This window comes from Thermodiscus maritimus, from assembly GCF_055382595.1.
Map to the genome: position 1 here is coordinate 86,842 of NZ_AP042434.1, position 16,876 is coordinate 103,717.

20 protein-coding genes and 1 tRNA gene are annotated in these 16,876 nt (G+C 56.4%); 8 read left to right on the top strand and 13 right to left on the bottom strand.

All coding sequences use genetic code 11. The features are described 5' to 3' along the window. Both ACZ47H_RS00450 and ACZ47H_RS00455 read right to left on the bottom strand, forming a co-directional pair. The gene (locus tag ACZ47H_RS00450) at positions 1-1,356 is read right to left on the bottom strand and encodes a DNA double-strand break repair nuclease NurA (RefSeq protein WP_464933268.1); all 1,356 of its coding nucleotides are present in this window, start codon (positions 1,354-1,356) and stop codon (positions 1-3) included. A 56-nt stretch (positions 1,357-1,412) separates the two neighbouring features. Continuing rightward, positions 1,413-1,835 (bottom strand): Sjogren's syndrome/scleroderma autoantigen 1 family protein, encoded by a 423-nt coding sequence (locus ACZ47H_RS00455; protein ID WP_464933269.1) that lies wholly within the window; start codon positions 1,833-1,835, stop codon positions 1,413-1,415. A 93-nt stretch (positions 1,836-1,928) separates the two neighbouring features. Between ACZ47H_RS00455 and ACZ47H_RS00460 the strand changes: the two genes are divergently transcribed. Further along, complete coding sequence (locus ACZ47H_RS00460; protein ID WP_464933270.1) at positions 1,929-2,723, top strand: thiamine-phosphate synthase family protein; 795 nt, start codon at positions 1,929-1,931, stop codon at positions 2,721-2,723. A gap of 312 nt (positions 2,724-3,035) precedes the next feature. On the opposite strand, the gene ACZ47H_RS00465 is transcribed toward ACZ47H_RS00460, so the two are convergent. The 5 genes from ACZ47H_RS00465 to ACZ47H_RS00485 all read right to left on the bottom strand — a co-directional run bounded on the left by ACZ47H_RS00465 (position 3,036) and on the right by ACZ47H_RS00485 (position 6,402). Further along, positions 3,036-3,650 carry an RNA 2'-phosphotransferase gene (locus tag ACZ47H_RS00465; protein WP_464933271.1) on the bottom strand — a complete coding sequence of 205 codons (615 nt, stop codon included), beginning with the start codon at positions 3,648-3,650 and terminating at the stop codon, positions 3,036-3,038. Positions 3,651-3,655: 5 nt separating this feature from the next. Further along, positions 3,656-4,162, bottom strand: a complete 507-nt coding sequence (locus ACZ47H_RS00470; protein WP_464933272.1) for a hypothetical protein — start codon at positions 4,160-4,162, stop codon at positions 3,656-3,658. A 3-nt stretch (positions 4,163-4,165) separates the two neighbouring features. After that, on the bottom strand, positions 4,166-4,798 hold the full coding sequence (locus tag ACZ47H_RS00475; protein WP_464933273.1) for a DUF309 domain-containing protein: 633 nt from the start codon (positions 4,796-4,798) through the stop codon (positions 4,166-4,168). A gap of 76 nt (positions 4,799-4,874) precedes the next feature. Further along, positions 4,875-6,020, bottom strand: coding sequence for a radical SAM protein (locus tag ACZ47H_RS00480; RefSeq protein WP_464933274.1), 1,146 nt, complete (start codon positions 6,018-6,020; stop codon positions 4,875-4,877). Between the two features lie 46 nt (positions 6,021-6,066). After that, positions 6,067-6,402: a DUF5518 domain-containing protein gene (locus tag ACZ47H_RS00485; protein ID WP_464933275.1), complete on the bottom strand. Its 336-nt coding sequence runs from the start codon at positions 6,400-6,402 to the stop codon at positions 6,067-6,069. Positions 6,403-6,650: 248 nt separating this feature from the next. Between ACZ47H_RS00485 and ACZ47H_RS00490 the strand changes: the two genes are divergently transcribed. Further along, positions 6,651-6,944 (top strand): hypothetical protein, encoded by a 294-nt coding sequence (locus ACZ47H_RS00490; protein ID WP_464933276.1) that lies wholly within the window; start codon positions 6,651-6,653, stop codon positions 6,942-6,944. A 69-nt stretch (positions 6,945-7,013) separates the two neighbouring features. Here ACZ47H_RS00490 and ACZ47H_RS00495 read toward each other — a convergent pair. Next, a tRNA-Ser gene (locus ACZ47H_RS00495) sits at positions 7,014-7,138 on the bottom strand. Between the two features lie 120 nt (positions 7,139-7,258). On the opposite strand from ACZ47H_RS00495, the gene ACZ47H_RS00500 reads away from it, so the two are divergent. Together ACZ47H_RS00500 and pyk are read left to right on the top strand one after the other, a co-directional pair. Beyond that, positions 7,259-7,909 carry a nucleotidyltransferase gene (locus tag ACZ47H_RS00500; protein ID WP_464933277.1) on the top strand — a complete coding sequence of 217 codons (651 nt, stop codon included), beginning with the start codon at positions 7,259-7,261 and terminating at the stop codon, positions 7,907-7,909. A 28-nt stretch (positions 7,910-7,937) separates the two neighbouring features. Beyond that, positions 7,938-9,320 (top strand): pyruvate kinase, encoded by a 1,383-nt coding sequence (gene pyk / locus ACZ47H_RS00505; protein WP_464933278.1) that lies wholly within the window; start codon positions 7,938-7,940, stop codon positions 9,318-9,320. Positions 9,321-9,327: 7 nt separating this feature from the next. On the opposite strand, the gene ACZ47H_RS00510 is transcribed toward pyk, so the two are convergent. The 5 genes from ACZ47H_RS00510 to ACZ47H_RS00530 all read right to left on the bottom strand — a co-directional run bounded on the left by ACZ47H_RS00510 (position 9,328) and on the right by ACZ47H_RS00530 (position 14,395). Then, complete coding sequence (locus tag ACZ47H_RS00510) at positions 9,328-10,005, bottom strand: phosphoribosyltransferase (protein ID WP_464933279.1); 678 nt, start codon at positions 10,003-10,005, stop codon at positions 9,328-9,330. A 36-nt stretch (positions 10,006-10,041) separates the two neighbouring features. Beyond that, on the bottom strand, positions 10,042-11,319 hold the full coding sequence (locus tag ACZ47H_RS00515) for a molybdopterin molybdotransferase MoeA (protein WP_464933280.1): 1,278 nt from the start codon (positions 11,317-11,319) through the stop codon (positions 10,042-10,044). Positions 11,320-11,380: 61 nt separating this feature from the next. Beyond that, the gene (locus ACZ47H_RS00520; protein WP_464933281.1) at positions 11,381-12,127 is read right to left on the bottom strand and encodes a radical SAM protein; all 747 of its coding nucleotides are present in this window, start codon (positions 12,125-12,127) and stop codon (positions 11,381-11,383) included. A 1-nt stretch (position 12,128) separates the two neighbouring features. Continuing rightward, a complete protein-coding gene (locus ACZ47H_RS00525; RefSeq protein ID WP_464933282.1) occupies positions 12,129-12,470 on the bottom strand; it encodes a hypothetical protein in 342 nt (113 codons plus the stop codon). Beyond that, on the bottom strand, positions 12,467-14,395 hold the full coding sequence (locus tag ACZ47H_RS00530; protein ID WP_464933283.1) for an aldehyde ferredoxin oxidoreductase N-terminal domain-containing protein: 1,929 nt from the start codon (positions 14,393-14,395) through the stop codon (positions 12,467-12,469). The genes ACZ47H_RS00525 and ACZ47H_RS00530 overlap by 4 nt, the downstream gene beginning before the upstream one ends. 93 nt (positions 14,396-14,488) lie before the next feature. Here ACZ47H_RS00530 and ACZ47H_RS00535 point away from each other — a divergent pair, with 93 nt between their 5' ends. From ACZ47H_RS00535 to ACZ47H_RS00550, 4 genes are all read left to right on the top strand, one after another. Then, a complete protein-coding gene (locus tag ACZ47H_RS00535; RefSeq protein ID WP_464933284.1) occupies positions 14,489-14,884 on the top strand; it encodes a CBS domain-containing protein in 396 nt (131 codons plus the stop codon). Between the two features lie 78 nt (positions 14,885-14,962). Further along, the gene (locus ACZ47H_RS00540; protein WP_464933285.1) at positions 14,963-15,658 is read left to right on the top strand and encodes an MATE family efflux transporter; all 696 of its coding nucleotides are present in this window, start codon (positions 14,963-14,965) and stop codon (positions 15,656-15,658) included. After that, complete coding sequence (locus ACZ47H_RS00545; protein WP_464933286.1) at positions 15,592-16,344, top strand: MATE family efflux transporter; 753 nt, start codon at positions 15,592-15,594, stop codon at positions 16,342-16,344. Before ACZ47H_RS00540 ends, ACZ47H_RS00545 begins: the two co-directional genes overlap by 67 nt. A gap of 84 nt (positions 16,345-16,428) precedes the next feature. Continuing rightward, complete coding sequence (locus ACZ47H_RS00550) at positions 16,429-16,827, top strand: hypothetical protein (protein WP_464933287.1); 399 nt, start codon at positions 16,429-16,431, stop codon at positions 16,825-16,827. Positions 16,828-16,876: the final 49 nt, after the last annotated feature.

Sequence of the window (16,876 nt, forward strand, 5' to 3'; positions counted from 1 at the left end):
CTACCACCTGCTGTGAGAGTAGAGCTTCATCCTGGGATCCATTTGCAGCTCTAGCCCAGCCCCCCGGGCTAGTGCTATAACCTCCTCTGGGAGTATCCTGGCGTGGTTATGGGTTAATACGAGGGATAGGGGGTAACCATGGGTCATGGGGACGCTGGCAAGCCTTGCCAGTGCCTCCTCGAGCATTGCCCTAGCATCATCCAGGTCGGAGAAGTCGACTCTTGCCATGTCGAAGGCTAGGTTGGCGTTCATGAAGGGGCCTGTGCCTGAAAGCCTAACATAGAATTCAATTGAACCAAGCCTGTTAACGTAGAAGTGCCTTAAGCCGAGGACTTCGGGGAAGAACCTGTACCCTCTGCTAGGCATTTGCGAGGGAGAACATACGGGTTCCCCGACCAGGGGTTTAGCCTTCTTCCTCACTAGCCTGGTTATCTCGTAGGCTCCGCACTGGAGGCTGTCGCTCCAAAAGATATAGCCCGGCTCTAGGCTCCTCCCATGTATCCTTCTAAGATAGAATATGTCGCTGTGCTTCTCCTTGCACAGCTGGGTGGTCGTGCTGGACTTGGAGAGGAATATCGGGTACCCGCCGTTCCTCCAAGAGGACTCGAGCGCCTCTTTGTAAAGGTAGAGCTTCTCGACTACTTCAAGAGCAGTTATCCATTTAGTATCGCTGAAGTATTTCCCGTCTAGATCCCTCGCAACCATCTCCAAGACCAGGCGGGGAACGATGGGCCTCTCCACAGCCTTCGCTATAAACTCCTCGACGCAGTCGCTGCGCCCGTTGCACTGGAGGAAGCTGATTGAGTCAACACTAGTCCCTGTGTTGTAGAGATCCCATAGTACGTTGTAGGCGTGATCCAGCCCCTTACCGAGGTCGATTTCCTCCTCTCCCTGTGGCCTCACGGCTCCGGGACTCCACCATCTTATCGAGTTCCTAATATTGCCGTCGAACAAGACCAGCTCGGCCATTTCAGCTAGGTTCCTCCCATTCACCACACCGCTACCTATGAGGGCTGCAGCCTCCAGGGTTTCACGGTAGATCGTTATCCGGTAGTCTGCGTGATGGGGTGGAACCACTATCCCTGCATAGCCTGTTCTCTGCGGCTTCTCCCTCAACTCGTGTATATACGCCCACGCGCGTGCCGCGAAGAAGGTGAAGTCGTCCAGTTGGAGGGACTGGTTCCCCCCGTCTACTGCCGCGTGGGCCCTAACCGGTTTAGGGTCGGGGAGGGGCTGCAGGTTTCTCCCTTCCGGGCAGACCTGATTCTTCATAATGTTTTCATTTTCATTTTTTAGGATTCTTTTAATGTATTCTCTGGCTTCTGCCAGGGAGCGGGCTGTGGCTTCATCTATCACAGTGCATCTCCCCGGGGGGTCGACCCTGGATAGGAGGGTGTAGGCGTATTACCTAATTAACGGGTTCTAGGCTTCCCTCTGCCCTCCCTCCTAGGAGCTGCCTCTTCGCCCGCCGGCTTGCCTGCTTCCCTCCTCCTATCGCGTATCTCCCTTATCCTCTCCCCCGCCTCTATGACGTGGAGCCAGTCAAGGATCTCGCGGGGGTTCCCGCTCTCCATTAGCTCCCTTATCCTGGTTGCAGCGTAGTGTTCGAGGCCGGCGATAATACTGTCTATCTCAACCTCCCGCGCCTCCTCGTCGCTCCTTACCATTATCACCTTGCCGTGTATAGGGCAGACTATGTCTCCGTTCCTCAGCTTCAAAAGGGGAGACCCGCATATGGGGCAGGTCTCCGAGAGCATTACTGCGCCCTGCATCACCATCATAGCTATCTTCTTCACCAGGTCCCTATCCTTGTCACCGCTACCGCCAGATGCCACTCCTCATCCACTCCCGACGCCACTGTTAACAATGTGCGCGTTAAAGCTCTAAACCCTAAGCCTTCCCGTATTCATGCAGAGGGGCACGGTCGCTTGCACGGAGAACTCCCCCAGGAGTACGTTGCCCGCGTAATACTTCCCCATATCCGGGGGGCGCTGGCTCACTGTCTTAGGAGGAAGGGGCTCAGCCAGAGGAGGATAGCACGCCTCCTAGGCGTTACCCAGCCCATGGTCTACAGGTACCTGAGGGAGCGGGAGGAGTCCTATATAGAGGCCCTAGCGAGAGAAGGGATAGGGGAGTCTACAGTAAGGCTTCTCCTGGACATCGCATGCGACAGCCTGATAAAGGGAGACCGCGGCGAGATAGCCCTCGCCGCCAACACTCTAGCCCTCCACTCCAGCTATTGCAGGGGGAACAGGAGCCTCTGCGAGTCCACACTCTGCTCGGAGAAGCCGGCGGTGCTGAAGGCCTACTATAAGGTTCTAGAGTCCCTTGTATCCCTCCCCATTATAGACCTTATACCAGAGGTGGGGTCGAACCTAGCCTACGCCCCTCCAGGCGCTGAGAAGATAGATGACGTGATAGGATTAGATGGGAGGATTGTGAAAACTGCTACGGGGAGGGTGATAGTCGCGGGGACCCCCGTGTATGGTGGGAGCAAGCATACCGGTGCAGTGGCCTTGAAGTATGCGAAGCGCTGGGGCACTGGAGCTTGGGCTACCGTGGTGAAGTATGATGCGAGGGTTATCCGCATACTGGAGGAGGTGGAGGGGGTTGAGGCGGAGGTTGAAATGGCGGATAAGCTCGAGCCGGTCATATACCTGGTATCAAGGGATGCGGGAAGGCTTCTAGAGGCGATCCGCAAGCTTATGGGTGTTGAGGATTAATTAGCCCGGAGAGGAGAGGTCTAATATCCATCGGGGCGATGAGCTGAGTAGTGCCCCCGACCCCCATTCAACCCTGGGGTATGAGGTGACACGAGCGTTTGGAGCCCCGTATACGTGTATTATTTTCCATCCATGCTAATCCCACAATAGTTACCCGGGGTTGCCGGTCGATTACTTTGACAGGATATGATAAGGCTGAGCTCGAATTACCCACACAACGGACAGGTGCCATGGGATCCTATAAAGGCCTCGTGTGTAGTGGAGGGTCCCCGGCCTCGTCATGGCTATGAGCTTCGGTATGGCGGCAGGGGTCTAGCCCCTCCCAGCCAGCCTAATACAGTCTGGGGGAACCCAGGGGGTAACGTATACCTTGTGAGACGCCCTGTATACTGGTATACCCTTCTCTTCCAAGCATCGAGTATCGACCGCTAGAACTACAACGTCAACGCCGTGCCTCCTACCCACTGTGTAGGCGTCCTGGGGCGTGAGACTTAAGTGGACGTATCTCCTCCTCATAGGCTTGAGGCCCTCCCTCAAAATTCCTTCGAGCCTCCTTGCTACTGTGCCATGGTATAGGGTCTCTGGTATCTCCTCCCTCGATAATTCCTCGTACTCGACCTCAACCTTAATGCTGTGACCATAGCGGGCCCTTATCATGCCATCCCGGACCTCGTAGCGGCCCTTCTCGTCGCGGCTAACAACCTCCAGCACGTCCTGGACAGTGACCCAGTCGAAGCCGGGGATCCTGCGGAGGGCTTGGACTAGGTCAGTTATCCGCACCCAGCCGTCCCTCGTGAACTTTAACCCATACTCTTCTCCGTAGTGGCGTAGTAGTCCAGCCATCTTCTTACTAAGCTTAACCCTTAGGTGCTCGGGGAGCATCCCCCAGGCCACCCGTGCTGTGAGGGTGATAGTCTCATCCAGCATCACTACTACATATATTCTGTGAGGCTCCTTTTCTCTGGATCCATTCTATAGTATACTTTGTAGGAGGCGAGCTTCTCCTTTACTCTTGAAATAAAGGATTCAATCACATCCCTGCTGACGCCCTGCTTTTCAGCATGAGATACCACGTGCTCCATGACTATAGAGTACTTCTTGTATTTCTCGTTCAGCTTCTTCCACGGGATCCCCTTCAAAGCCCCCTCAACCCTCTCATCTCTCGGTAGGAGGCCAGCCAGCATCATCACCGCTATTATTGGGTAGCCCACGTACCCCCTATACCGGGTGCCATTATCATCGCTGTATACGTATACAACCCCATCCCCGGCATCCTCGACTAGCACCCTGTAACTCCTCTCCCCAGTACTGCTGTCAACGATAGCCTCAATCCTGCCCCCGCTCCTCCCAGTTACCCTGACTCTTCCATCACCCAGCGCCCCAGCCGCCTCTAGGTACTTTATGTGCGGGGGCATCCTCAGCTTAACCCTTCTAGTCATCCCCTACTTCCTCCTATACGATATAGTGATTGCGGGGCGTGTTATACACTTCACAGCCTCAGGTCTACCACAGGCTAGTATCTTCTCGGCCTCCGAGACCATACAGGAGTAGTCCACACCCTGCCCGACACCCGCCTGCCCCATCCTCACGACATGCAGGGTCCATGAGGTTATCTTGTGCAGTGGTTGGAATACTCCTTCCTGGGCCTTCGCCAACACTCCTGCAGCAACCGCGAGGAGGTGGCCCTGGGGAGACCCCAGCCTCCATATTGCCTCAGCAACCTCATGGGCCTCCCAGAATAGCTCTTCCCCCAATAGCATGGTGTACTCGTCGAAGAGGCAATCTATACTCTCGCATTCGGGGACGGGCTCCCTAGGAATCCTCGGCAGTCCCAGGACCCTGCTCGCTATCCTCTCGAGCTCTGGTATTAGGCTCCTCTTAGTATAGATTTGCACTGTACGGGTGGAGATCCTCACTACGACGGGTTTGAGGCCAGCCTCCTTTATCCTCCCAGCTATTTCCTGGGCGTGGCATGGACAGTATCCTGGGTTGGCTAGGAGGATGTAGGAGAATACATCTCCTTCAGCACCCTCCATTTTAGTAGAGGCTTTCACTTCAGAGAGGTACTCCCGCATTATACATCATTCCCTCTATCCATTATTGCCTGCTGAGGGATTTATGATGGAATATTTAGATAGAGTATCAAGCTACCTAGGAGACAGGCTCCCACAGGATCCCTAGGCTTGTAGCATACTCCCTAGCCTCTCTAACCTCCTCGCGGGTAGGCCTCCGGGCTATGTCAGGCCATAGGTGGGGCCTCCGGGCTACCCTATGCATTGGAGTGTACTGGTCCATTATGTTAACGAGCACCTTGTCGACCGGTAGATCCTCCCTGATCATCCGTAGTACCGGCTTAGTGCAGCATTCCAGGTGGTTGGGCATGACGAGGTGCCTTATTATCACATCCCCGTACATAGCAGCGGTCTTCAGGTTCCTCCTCACAACCTCCACATAGTTCCTTACGCCGCTGAGGCGGAAGGCGCACTTATCATTGCCATACTTGAAGTCGGGGAGCCATATGTCGATCACGTCGACTAGGAGCTCCATGGCCTCCCGCGACATGTAGAAGTTGCTGTTCCACAGCTGGGGTATATGGGACTCCACGTGGAGGAGGCTCTCCATTATAATGTGGAGGCTGGGAGTAGGGTCTCCTCCCACATGGTTAATGTTCCTAGCCCCCTTTCGGGCTAGAGCATCCTGTATACTGGCGAGCCGTACAGGGTCTACCTTCAAGCCTCCCCTCGGATTATCCTGGCTTATATCATGGTTCTGGCAGAAGACGCATGAGAAGTTGCATCCCCCATAGAATATTGTACCGCTCGGTACCAGCGGGGCCTCCTCTCCGAGGTGGAGGAATGCGGAGTGAACGTAGACATTGTAGTCTAGCCTACACGCTCCGATCCTCCCACTCCTCCTCTCAACCATACACCTCCTCTCACACAGTATGCAAGGACTCGCCAGCCTATGAGCCAATACCGCCTTGACTGCTAGGAGGCTCTCCCCCGGCTCCGCCTCGAGATCCCTGTACTCAATAGAGCCTTCCCTAACCCTAATCCACATCCTACGGAACTCGCTGGAGGCCTTCTCATGGATCCTCCAAAGCTCCCCCGCCTCGAGGCTCCAGGGGTCCTCTCCATGATCCAAGCCTGCCGGGTAGCTCCTAGCCATCACAAACTTGGGCGGGGCTTCCCTCAGCATTACCCTCATGTACCAGGAGAGCCTCCTCCTAACCTCCGGGTCCCGCCACACCCTGACAGCGTCGGGTCTTACCGCTACCCACTCCGCCCCCCAGGCCAATCCAAGGGCACCATTAACCCTCAACTCCTTTGAGGACTAGTATACTCTACTTCCTCCCTGTTAGGAGGCCGCCGATGAGGCCTCCGATACCCGAGATGATCGCTACTATTAGGAATACTATGATGACCATGAGACCAGCGATGGCGCTGAAGGCGACTCCCACTGGGCCGGCTATAGCGGCTCCAAAGATCAATATAAGCGCCGCTATTATAATTCCCCCCAATATGCCCACGGTGAAGCCTACCTTGAACCCCCTCTCGGCGCTGTGATCTGCGAGTGCACCTGCAACGAGGCCTGCTATGAACGCCCCTCCAAGGTGGAATACTGGTAACAATACGATCAGCGTGATGAAGCCTACTAGTATCGAGAGCCCCTTATCCAAACAACTACACCCCACACGTTAGGCGATGAATCATCCATTATACGATTATAGAGTAGGGCTGGGATATAATAAATTGGGCGGGATGAAGAGCCCAGGCGTCAAGGACCCCAGAGTAGGGGGGTTGAATTGTTCAGCCTTGACAGACCGCCCACCGGGTGGAGAGAGGGACGACCCGGGTATGACGTGGGTGCTATTGCCCCCTACACGATATGACTTGGCGAATGCTAACTAGTATAATGGTGAGGCTCGTGCCCATAGAGTACGGAGTCATCCAGGTTGATAAGACCGGGTACAGGACTGCTGGAAGCATCGAGGCAATAGATGACAGGACCGCGGCCGCCGGAGTCGTGGAGATCGCTAGGGGGGCCGTGGCACTCGCGAGGGCATTGAGGAAGCCCGTAGCAACCATCACTGTGAGCTGGCCGGGGGGAAGCGGTGTTGTAAAGGTTAAGGATGGAGAGGTCATAGCAGTCCTCCTAGAAGAATCTAAGAGCGAGATACCATCTGGAACCTACGGTTACACCGCAGAGGCAACCGGTTAGGAATCATGCCATACCCCAACCCCCCTTCTACACTATACTCAATAGGAGATCGCGGCGTGCGAGTTCATGTGGCGCCGGGGGCGGGATTCGAACCCGCGCGCCCCTCGTCGGGGCAACGGGTCTCTCTTAGGCGGCGGTTTGAACCAGTCCGCCAAACTCGAGCCCGCCGCCTTGGTCCGCTCGGCCACCCCGGCACGCTCCAAGAGTATACATCATGGGCTGGGAGATATTAGGGTTATTGCCGGTGGATTAGAAGCTCTCCGCCACATGCAGGAGACACGTATAAAGCTGGGCCCCTATAATGTATCCCCTACATGGCTGGCGACTGGAGGGCTGGAGGGTCCCTCCCGGAGCCCTTCCAGCCTCCACGCTGGCGTGTGCGGTTGCAGTCTATGGGTGGTGTTGAAGAGATGGTATCAAGCCAGGTGCTCGCTAAAGCGCTGAGGATGCTCCTCGACGAGGGCTTCCAGTTCACTGTTATCGGTGGCACCGTTGTAGAGCTAGAGCTGGGCTCGAAGGATCTAGGCCCGGACGTGGATCTCTTCGCGGAGGAGCCCAACGTCTTCATGGAGGAGCAGTATTATGCTGTGGCTGAGAAGCTTGGGTGGGGGGTAGGGCAGACGTGGCTTGGAACCCCCTCCCTCATAGCTAGGCTTGAGGAGGAGTTCCCGATAGAGTTCTACGATAACCTGTTCGACTTCAACGTTCCAGAGGAGATCTTGAACAGGGCTAGAAGGGTTAGGCTCAACGGGGTGAGGGTGAAGATGGTGGCTTTAGAAGACCACATTGTATTGAAGGCGAACGCCGGCCGCTCCAGCGACATGGATAGGTTGAAGGAGATTGCGAGGCTCGCTAAGAAGGGGAGGCTCAAGGTGGATGAGGCGGCATTGAAGGAGGCGGCGAGCCTCTTCCCCGACGAGAAGGTTATATTGAGAAGGCTCCGCGAGGCGGGGTTCAAGGTTTAGCTCTACTCCCCCCTAAGGGTGTATAGTGTTGAATCCCCTTGAGTGGATCCCTGTGAAGGTCATAGCCACCCTGGGGCCTTCAAGCCAGGATGCAGGCGTCATCGAATCAATGATTAGAGAAGGGGCATGGGGGGTTAGGATTAACACGAGCCACGGGGATCCAGAGTACTGGAGCATGCTCGTAGAGAATGTTGTCGAGGCCGAGAACCGGCTTGGGTTGAGGATAGCGCTGATAGCAGACCTGGAGGGTCCCCGGGTTAGGGTTGCAGGCGACGTTGAGCCAGTCAAGGTTAGGGAGGGAGAGAAGATACGGTTCTGCTATGAAGGCGATAAGGAGGGCTGCATACCTGTATCGAGCCCAGCCCTGTTCAGGGTTATGGAGGAGGGAGACACGATCATACTGGGCGACGGGCTCCTCTGGTTCACCGTTACCAGGGTATCCGGCTCCCAGGCGGAGGCGGTCTCCCGTGCAGCGGGAGTCGTCAAGCCCAGGATGGGGGTAGCTCTTCGGGGGAAGGACCTACCACTCCCTCCGATAACTCCCCGCGACGAGGAGGCGATTAGATTCCTCCACGGAAAACCCTTCAGCCACGTCATGATGAGCTACGTGAGGAGCGCTGATAACGTAGAGGCGTTAAGAATGAAGCTCCGAGAGGAGGGCCTAGACCACCTCAGCATTATCGCCAAGATAGAGTCTCCGGGTGGAGTCAGCAACGCCGACGAGATCTCCGAGAAGGCGGATGGAATCGTCATAGCCAGGGGGGACCTTGGAATGCACTACTCGCTGGAAGACATGCCCGTCGTGCAATCAAGGCTCGCCTGGACGGGAGTTGCTAGGAAGAAGATGGTTGTCGTCGCTACGGAGCTATTGACAAGTATGATTGAGAGGGTTAAGCCTACTAGGAGCGAGATAACAGACATATTCCAAGCAGTTAGAGAGGGGGCAGACGCCCTCCTACTAACCGCGGAGACAGCTATCGGCAAGTACCCGGTTAGGGCTGTTGCATGGGCTAGGAGGGCCGCGACCAGGGCATTCGAGACCGCGAGCCCGTTAAGGCCCGCTCCCGCTACCAGGCCCGAACAGTTAGCCCTGGGTCTCGTAGACCTCGCCGAGAGTATTGGCGCGCCGCTCCAAGTCTACTCGATGGGGGGCCGGCTGCCGAACAGGATCTCCGGGTTCAAGCCCAAGATCCCAATATACGTGGGGGTACCAACAGAGATCCTTGAGAGGAAGCTGAGGTTAAGGTGGGGGATCTCACCGATACGGATCAAGGCCGACTCCTACAGTGAGGGAATGGAGAAGCTGTACGAGAAGCTCTCTGTACCCCTCGGTGGGAAGCCGATAGTACTGGCAGCTTGGAGCAGGGAGCATGGTGTATTCGAGATAAAGATCCGGAACATTAGATACTAGGCTGTGTTTAGCCGGAGAACCTGTAGACGCCGCCCTCCACGGTGAGGGCGCCCTTCTCCACGAGCCTCTCCAATGCCATTTCCCAGTAGAATCCGAACTCTCCCGGATCCACCCCATACCATTCACGGAACAGGTCTTCCAGCTCCCCCCTAGTTAGGCCCTTGCCGGCCCTCTCATCTTCCCGGAAGATCCGGGTTATGAACTGCTGGAGGTCCTCCAGCCTCGTCCATGGGTACTGGAACCACGTCCACTCCTTAACCTCCAAGTGGTAGTAGTCGGGTTTGAACTTGGCCACTGGGCTGATCCATTGGAGCGTGGCGATCTTCACCTCGGCGGGGCTCCACTCCCTTAGTATGAAGTCCCTGGCTAGGAGGAGCGTCTCACCCGTATCGACTATATCATCGACTAGGAGCACCTTGGAGCCCGAGAGGTCTACCTTGTAGGGGTATTTGAGGATTGCCTTCTCAGCAGCCTTAGCAGCTTCAACCCAGTGCTGGCTCTGTATGCTGAGCATGTTTGACACGTCTAGGAAGTCGGCTAGGAGCCTCGCAGGTACATAGCCTCCCCTCGCAACCGCTACGATAACGTCTGGCTGGAACCCTGACTCTCTTATCTTCTCTGCAAGACCCCTGCTCCACTCTACTATCTCTTCCCAGGATACTAGCTTGACGGGCACCCTCGCCACGAGGATACTCACCATGATAGACTTACTGGATTGGAATTAAAAGGTGATCGAGGGACTATGATAGCCCGGCGGGAGCCTGTATGCGAGTACCAGCACCTCGTCCCCCTCCTTGTACTCCTTGTTCATTGTGAGGGCTAGGCCGTCGGCCATTGAGAGGGCTATCATTGCGCTGGAGTGCTGCATCTTCCTCTCCAATGGGGTGGCGTAGAGGGTCCCTCCACTATACGATAGCTTCACCTTTATCGGCCTAGGCCTCTTTATGCTGAGGGGCTTCGTCAGCCTTGCCCATACGAATGGTATTGGTGGAAGTGTTTCGGCGTGAGCCATGTATGCGAGGAGCGGGTAGACGAGCCTGGTGAAGGCGTGGAGGGCGCTTATCGGGTAGCCGGAGAGGCCGATGATGGGCTTACCGTTAACCACCACCGCGCTTGTTGGGCGGCCGCCCTTCACGAATAAGCCGCGGAATACAAGCTCCCCTCCCAGGGCCTCTGGGAGCCTGTAGAACAGGTCTATCTCGCTGGGCCCGCTTCCCCCCGTGACTAGTACTACGTCGACATGGTCTAGGAGGCGGCCAATATACCACACCAGCGTCTCGAGCTGGTCGGGTAGTGTTACTAGGTCGACTACCTGGACCCAAGGCAGGTACTCGCCCACGAACCACGCAACCAGGTCCCCCGTCGTCGCTGCTACCAGGCCACGGAGGACCTTATCCCTTAGCTCCTCTGGAGTCGAGGGCTTGAACAGCTCATTCCCAGTCTCGATGATGCCTACTCGTATGGGCCTGTAGAACTCCCCCTCCCCCACTCCTACATCCAACAGGGCTACCACGTCGAAGGGTGTTAGTAGGGTCCCCTTGGAGAGGACCACGTCCCCCTTCCGCACATAGGCTCCAGGCGGGTCTACGTTGTCCCACTTCTCATAGCTATCATCAACCACGATATAGCCATCCTCAACCCTCGCCTTCTCCTCGGGAACTACTGCGTCGGCGCCCTCGGGCAGATATGCTCCAGTGGTAACGTATACCGCCTCGCCCTTCGAGACCCTCAAGCCAACATCTACTTCCCCGATAGGAGCCTCTCCAACAACCTTCAACCTGCCGGGAGTATCGCTGCTCCTCACAGCATAGCCATCGTATGCAGACTTGGGGCGTGGAGGATGGTCGTGGGGCATCACTATATCCCGGGCTAGCACCAGCCCCTGAGCCTCCCACACCGGGAGCGTGAGGGTATCATCTATCCTCTTAACCCTCTCCTTGAGGAGACGGAGTGCCTCATCAACAGGTGTGAGTTTTTCAACGTAGCGGGGCACACTCATCCACCAAATAACGGGATCATGGGGGGCTGGTGATTATAATTCTCTACACGTACAGGTGGGTCTATGGCTTCCTGTAATGGTAGAGGCGGAGGCGCCTCCTCCTCAACAGCTCCTCTACGTGGGGGTAGAGTATGATCTCCTCGGGCTCCAGCTCCTCCACGATCCCAGGGTGTATAGATGCCAGCCTCTCCAGGAGGCTGGAGTAGTCTCGAGCCGGTGCAACCCCCAAGACGATGCTCGCCCGGAAGTCCCGGCCAGGCTCCAGTCCAGCCTCTACGAGGGCCTCGAGAGCCCTCAACTGGAGGATCCATGAGTCAGCCCTAGCCCCTGTGACATGGTGGAATGAGTCGGGGTCGGGGGCCTTGATCGAGACTCTAACAAACACGCCCCGGGGTATATTGCTCGGATCTATACGGCCAGCCCCTATGAGTATACCATTCGTCTCCAGTACGAAGATGTAGCTCCTGGAAACCAGGATCTTCGCAAGCCTCCTCGTATGCTCCCAGGCGATAGTGGGCTCCCCGCCCGTAAGCCTAGCTATCCTATAGGGGCCTGCCGCCATTATCCTCCTCGCAGCCTCCATGGGTGATAGGTAGAATCCCTTATCCGTGTAGTGGGCGAACCTCCAAGCCCAGCAGAAGGCGCACCTCAGGTTGCAGCCAACCACGTCTCCCGCAACATTGCCTCCATAGTGGCGGGTGCTCCTTATCCTCCAATACCGCCTCTCAACGACGCCTGCCCGCCTCCTCGAGACCCTCTCCTCCACTATCTCGGCCAGCCTTACAGGGTCATAGCCTCCCTCAGCCACCTCAACGCCTCCCCCGGCAGCTGGAGATGTATATTGAGCCGCTTCGGGATAGCATGACGTACACCCTCCTCCACCCCAGCGGGTTTGGCGCCTCTATTACACAGGGGTACCCGGTTAGCCCGGAGAGATCAAGTACAAGGATCCCATTATGCCGGGATGCGGTGACGCAGTGGCCGCCCCGCTCTAGGAGCTCCTTCAGCCCGCAGGGGTCCCTTGATAGAATGATGTCTAGGTGGTGCTGCCTCGCCCCCATACACCCCCGGGGGTGGAGCACTGCCTCCCCGAGGACGCTCTCGGAGGCTGAGTATAGCTTTGCCTTCCCGACCCTCTCCTTACACGTCACCCTACGGTTGCACCCACCAGATCCTTCACTTTAGAGTAGAACCTGTCCCACCAGTCCCTTAGGGCCTCGTAGTTCCCTGCGAGGGTCTCCCAGCCGGGGGCCTTCAGCTCGGCCGCCATCATTGCTACGATGTCCATTGTCTTCCTCGACTCCCAGGGGACGGGTTCTGCTCCAGCCCTAACCTGGTATAATGCGATCCTCGAGTATAACCTCTTCGCCCTATCAATTATGGGCTCGTCGGATCCGTAGACCTCCCTGTATAATCCATCAAGGATCCTCTCCGCCCACTTCCTGTGGAACCTGCATATACCAGCGTTGTCAATAGCCAGCTCCGCCACCGCCCTGTTGTAGCTGTGGACCGCGTAGTCCTCTGGATCAGTGTAGCTCGGACTGTAGTTTGTCCAGTACCTTCCAAGCACGAATAGGGGTGCTATGACGCCGGGGCTCCAATAGTAGTTGGGGGTGAAGTAACCTGTACTGCCGAAGCCCGCGTATACTAGGAGGTCCCTGAAGCTATAACCCAGGCTCGACACCCGGTTATCGTATAGTTCATCGAGCATCCTCGCCGCCTCCCTTAGACCCTCCAACGCTATGAGGCTTGCGTGCTCCCCCCTCCTTTCAGAGACCATGTCTATTATTCTAGATGCTAGGAGGGCATTCCTCCTGCTCACCTCCTCGTCTAACGCTATAGGGTCGAATACGGGCTTGTATGGGAGCCCTACTTCTCCGGGCTCAAGGAGCCCCCTGCTGACCGCGTCGAATAGCCATGCAACCATGTGGCCAGCCTCTATAGCGTCTAATCCCAGATCATCCAGCTTCTCCACGAGCCTCGCAGTGTCGCCAAGCGTGATCACCCCTATCATGGGGCCCATGGCGTGGGCCGGCTCATAGTCTATCTTCACACCATCCCAGATCTTCTTACATACAACGCTGCAGGGCTCCCCACACGTCCTCCAGTTCCTCCCCTTATCCCTCCCATGCACCTTCTCCTGGAATGGCTTCCAGAAGCTCCTCATTATCTTCTCGTGGAGGGCGAGCCTAACCCCTGGCGAGTAGTATATGGTGTTGTATGCTAGGGCGGGGATGAGCTCACGGTAGTGGGCGTAGTTCACCCCGAAGGTCCCGCCAGTCCCGAGCCGGGGATCATACCTGTACTTCACGGTAGCCTTCTCGAGCTCCTTGTAGTAGCTGCCACCCAGCAGCTTCGAGGCGAGCGAGGCCAGCTCCCGGCCCACAGGGTTGGGGCTAGAATCCACCCCTCCCACAACTATAGCTACTACTCCATGGCCCTGCGCCAGTACGCTGCCAGCACCCCCTCGGCTCGCACTGTCAACAACTGGCCCCGGCATCCCCCGTTGGTCGGGGACCCACGAGAATAACCCGGCGAATCTTGTTGTATACGCGCCGGGACCCACCAATAGTATCCGAGCCTTATACTTGATCATCTCTTCTCCGAGTCGGCTGGCGATATACTTGTGGAGGGACCTCGTCCCTCCAGGCGGGCTCTTATAGACTTCCTCCAGCCTGCTCCACTCGAGATAGTCGAAGTCGACCTCGAGGCCAGAGGGGCCCTGGAAGACGTAGATTATCGAGGGCTCCCGGGATGCCCCCTCAACTACTATTCCGTGGAGCCCCGTCCTCATGAAGGAGTAGGCGGCGCCCCCCATAGAGCTGAAGTGGAGTCCCTGGGAGACTGGGGACTTGAAGACTACTGTAAGCCTGTGGCTGCCGAAGAGGGGTCCCCCAGCGAATGGCCCCATGCCTATGAATACGGGGTTGCTGCTCGATAGCGGGGGATGCTCCCAGCTCGCCTTCTCCTCGTGTATTCTCAGTCCAGCCTCTACCGCCCCGGATACATCGCTGAGAATCCTCTCAGAAGCCTTAGCCTTGCCAGGGTCTACTTCTATGATCTTGTAGTCTATCATGATCCTCCCCCAGGTATACGTATAGCTTACCCTCTAATCTAAGTATAACCCATATTTCTCCCAAACGCAATAAGCTTAGTAGTGGTGGTTCCTTTGCCCACGGTAGCAGAGTATATGAGGAAGGAAGCCATCGTATCATGCACGCCGGAGACGACGCTTAGAGAGGCCTCAAAGATCATGCACTCCCACGGCGTCGGCAGCCTCCTCGTCCTCGACGATGGGATGAGGCTCCTCGGGATCTTCACCGAGAGAGACCTTGTCAAGGCGATCGCAGGACACGCCGACCCAGACAAGGACACCGTTGAGAAGTATATGTCTAGGAGCGTGATAACAGTCCAGCCATACGAGAGCCTCGTAAAGGCTAGTCAGAAGATGCTCGAGCACGGGATAAGGCACATGCCCGTAGTAGACTCGACGGGCAGGGTTGTGGGAGTAATCAGTATTAGGGATGCCCTGAGGGGGCTGATAAGCTTCCACGAGTTCCCCTAAACGAACCCCTCGCAGTAAACATGGAGTCCTCCTATAAAATCCCCTCGGAGACCCGCCGATATACCGGGAACCGGTATAATGAGCAGCGAAGGCGATGCGGCCGAGAAGGTATCGAGGCAAAGAGAGAGGATACTGGGAGAGGAGAACTTAGCCAAGTTAATACTAACATTAAGCGTCCCCCTCTTCATCTCCGGCAGCGTTCAGAGCCTCTACAACATAACAGACACCTACTGGCTCTCAAAGCTCGGCTCAGCCGCTCTAGGGACCCCCACAGTATCGTGGCCTTATCAAGGAGTATTGATGAGCTTAGGCTTCGGACTAGCAAGCTCCGTCTCAGCCCTCGTAGGCCAGTATGTTGGAGCCAAGGACTATAGAAGCGCCTCCCGCAGCCTAGGGGAGGTGATAGGCCTACTCCTAGCCATAGGCGTATCCGGCACGATCATACTCTACTATGCAAGACACTTCTACATAGACGCGACGAGGGTCACCCCCGAGATGAGGGGCCTCGTAGACCCCTACATTGCAATAACGCTGGCAGGGGTCCCCTTCATGTACCTGTACCTCACATTCAACTTCGCCCTAAGTGCTGTAGGCGATACCATTACACCCATGAAGATTAGCATAGCCGCGACAGCACTCAACTTCATCCTAGACCCAGTCCTCATATTCTGGGCTGGACTAGGAGTCGCGGGGCAGCTCTGGCAACAATGCTCTCGAACCTCTTCAGCGGCTCCTACGCAGCCTACAGCTTCGCTACTGGAAGGCACGGGTTAAGGGTTTACTGGCGGGACCTGCTCCCGGAGAAGCAGATCACAAGGCTAATCGCCAAGATCTCTACGCCAATGATAGCCAGCAGGCTCCTGACGACGATAGGATTCATTGTGATGGTGGGGCTCGTCAACGGCCTCGGCACTCCCGTCGTCGCAGCCTACAGTATTGGACAGGTAGTGCTTAACATAGACCACGTTATCTCCTTCCCAATAGCCAGATCCACAGGCATAATAGTAGCCCAGAGCCTAGGAGCATTAATGATAGAGAGGTCCAAGAAGGCGGCCAAGACGGGACTCCTCCTGCTAGTCGCGTCGATAGGGCTCTACATAGTAGCCCTCATACTATTCCGGGGCTGGTTCATAAGCGCCTTTACAAGCGACCCCAACGTATGGGGTCCAGCGAACAGAATGCTCCTAATATTCGGGCCCAGCGTGCTGGGATTCGACCTCTTCATATTCGCAAACAGTATAGCTAGGGCGAGCGGGCGGACCCTCTTCATGAGCGCCCTGGGGATAAGCAGGCTGTGGCTCCTCCGGATACCCCTCTCCTGGATGCTAGCCTATCATCTAAGCATGGGAGACACTGGGCTGTGGACCGGAATGAGTCTAAGCAACTGGATAGTGGGGGCAACAGCAACCCTCTGGGTCCTATCCTGGAGGTGGGCTAGGCCCATTATCCATGAATCCTAGAATTAGAACCCTTATAATCCAAGGTAGACAGGGAGCACCAGGATATAATCCTCCCCGGGAATTATAGGATCCGTGGTGCATGGGGTGAGTATGCTATGGCGGCTAAGAACGATCGCGAGCCTCAAGGAGAAGCTCGACCGCCTACTGGAGAGATTCAAGAGTGGAGAGAGGAAGGGCCTAGTACTCACTTTGCTGGCCGCGCTTAGGCTGTCTAGGGAGGGGAAGAGGATCTCAGCTGAGAGCGTGGTGGAGGAGGCTAAGAGGATAATGGATGAAGTCCCTAATGTAGACTGGGGCGTTAGCAGGGAAGAGTACACTGTAGGGCTGGCTAGCAGCCTACTCCAAGAGCTGGTCGAGATGGGCGTCCTCGAAGAGGCAGACGCAGCCCTCTACCGGTTTAGGAGGTACAGTGATGGGGATCCCAGGGACGAGATAATGGCCAGGTTCGGCTACCTAATATTCTACGGGGGACCCGCGAGGTAGAGGGGAAGGTTAAAGTTAAACCCCCGGGAGAGGGCCTATCTAAACAATG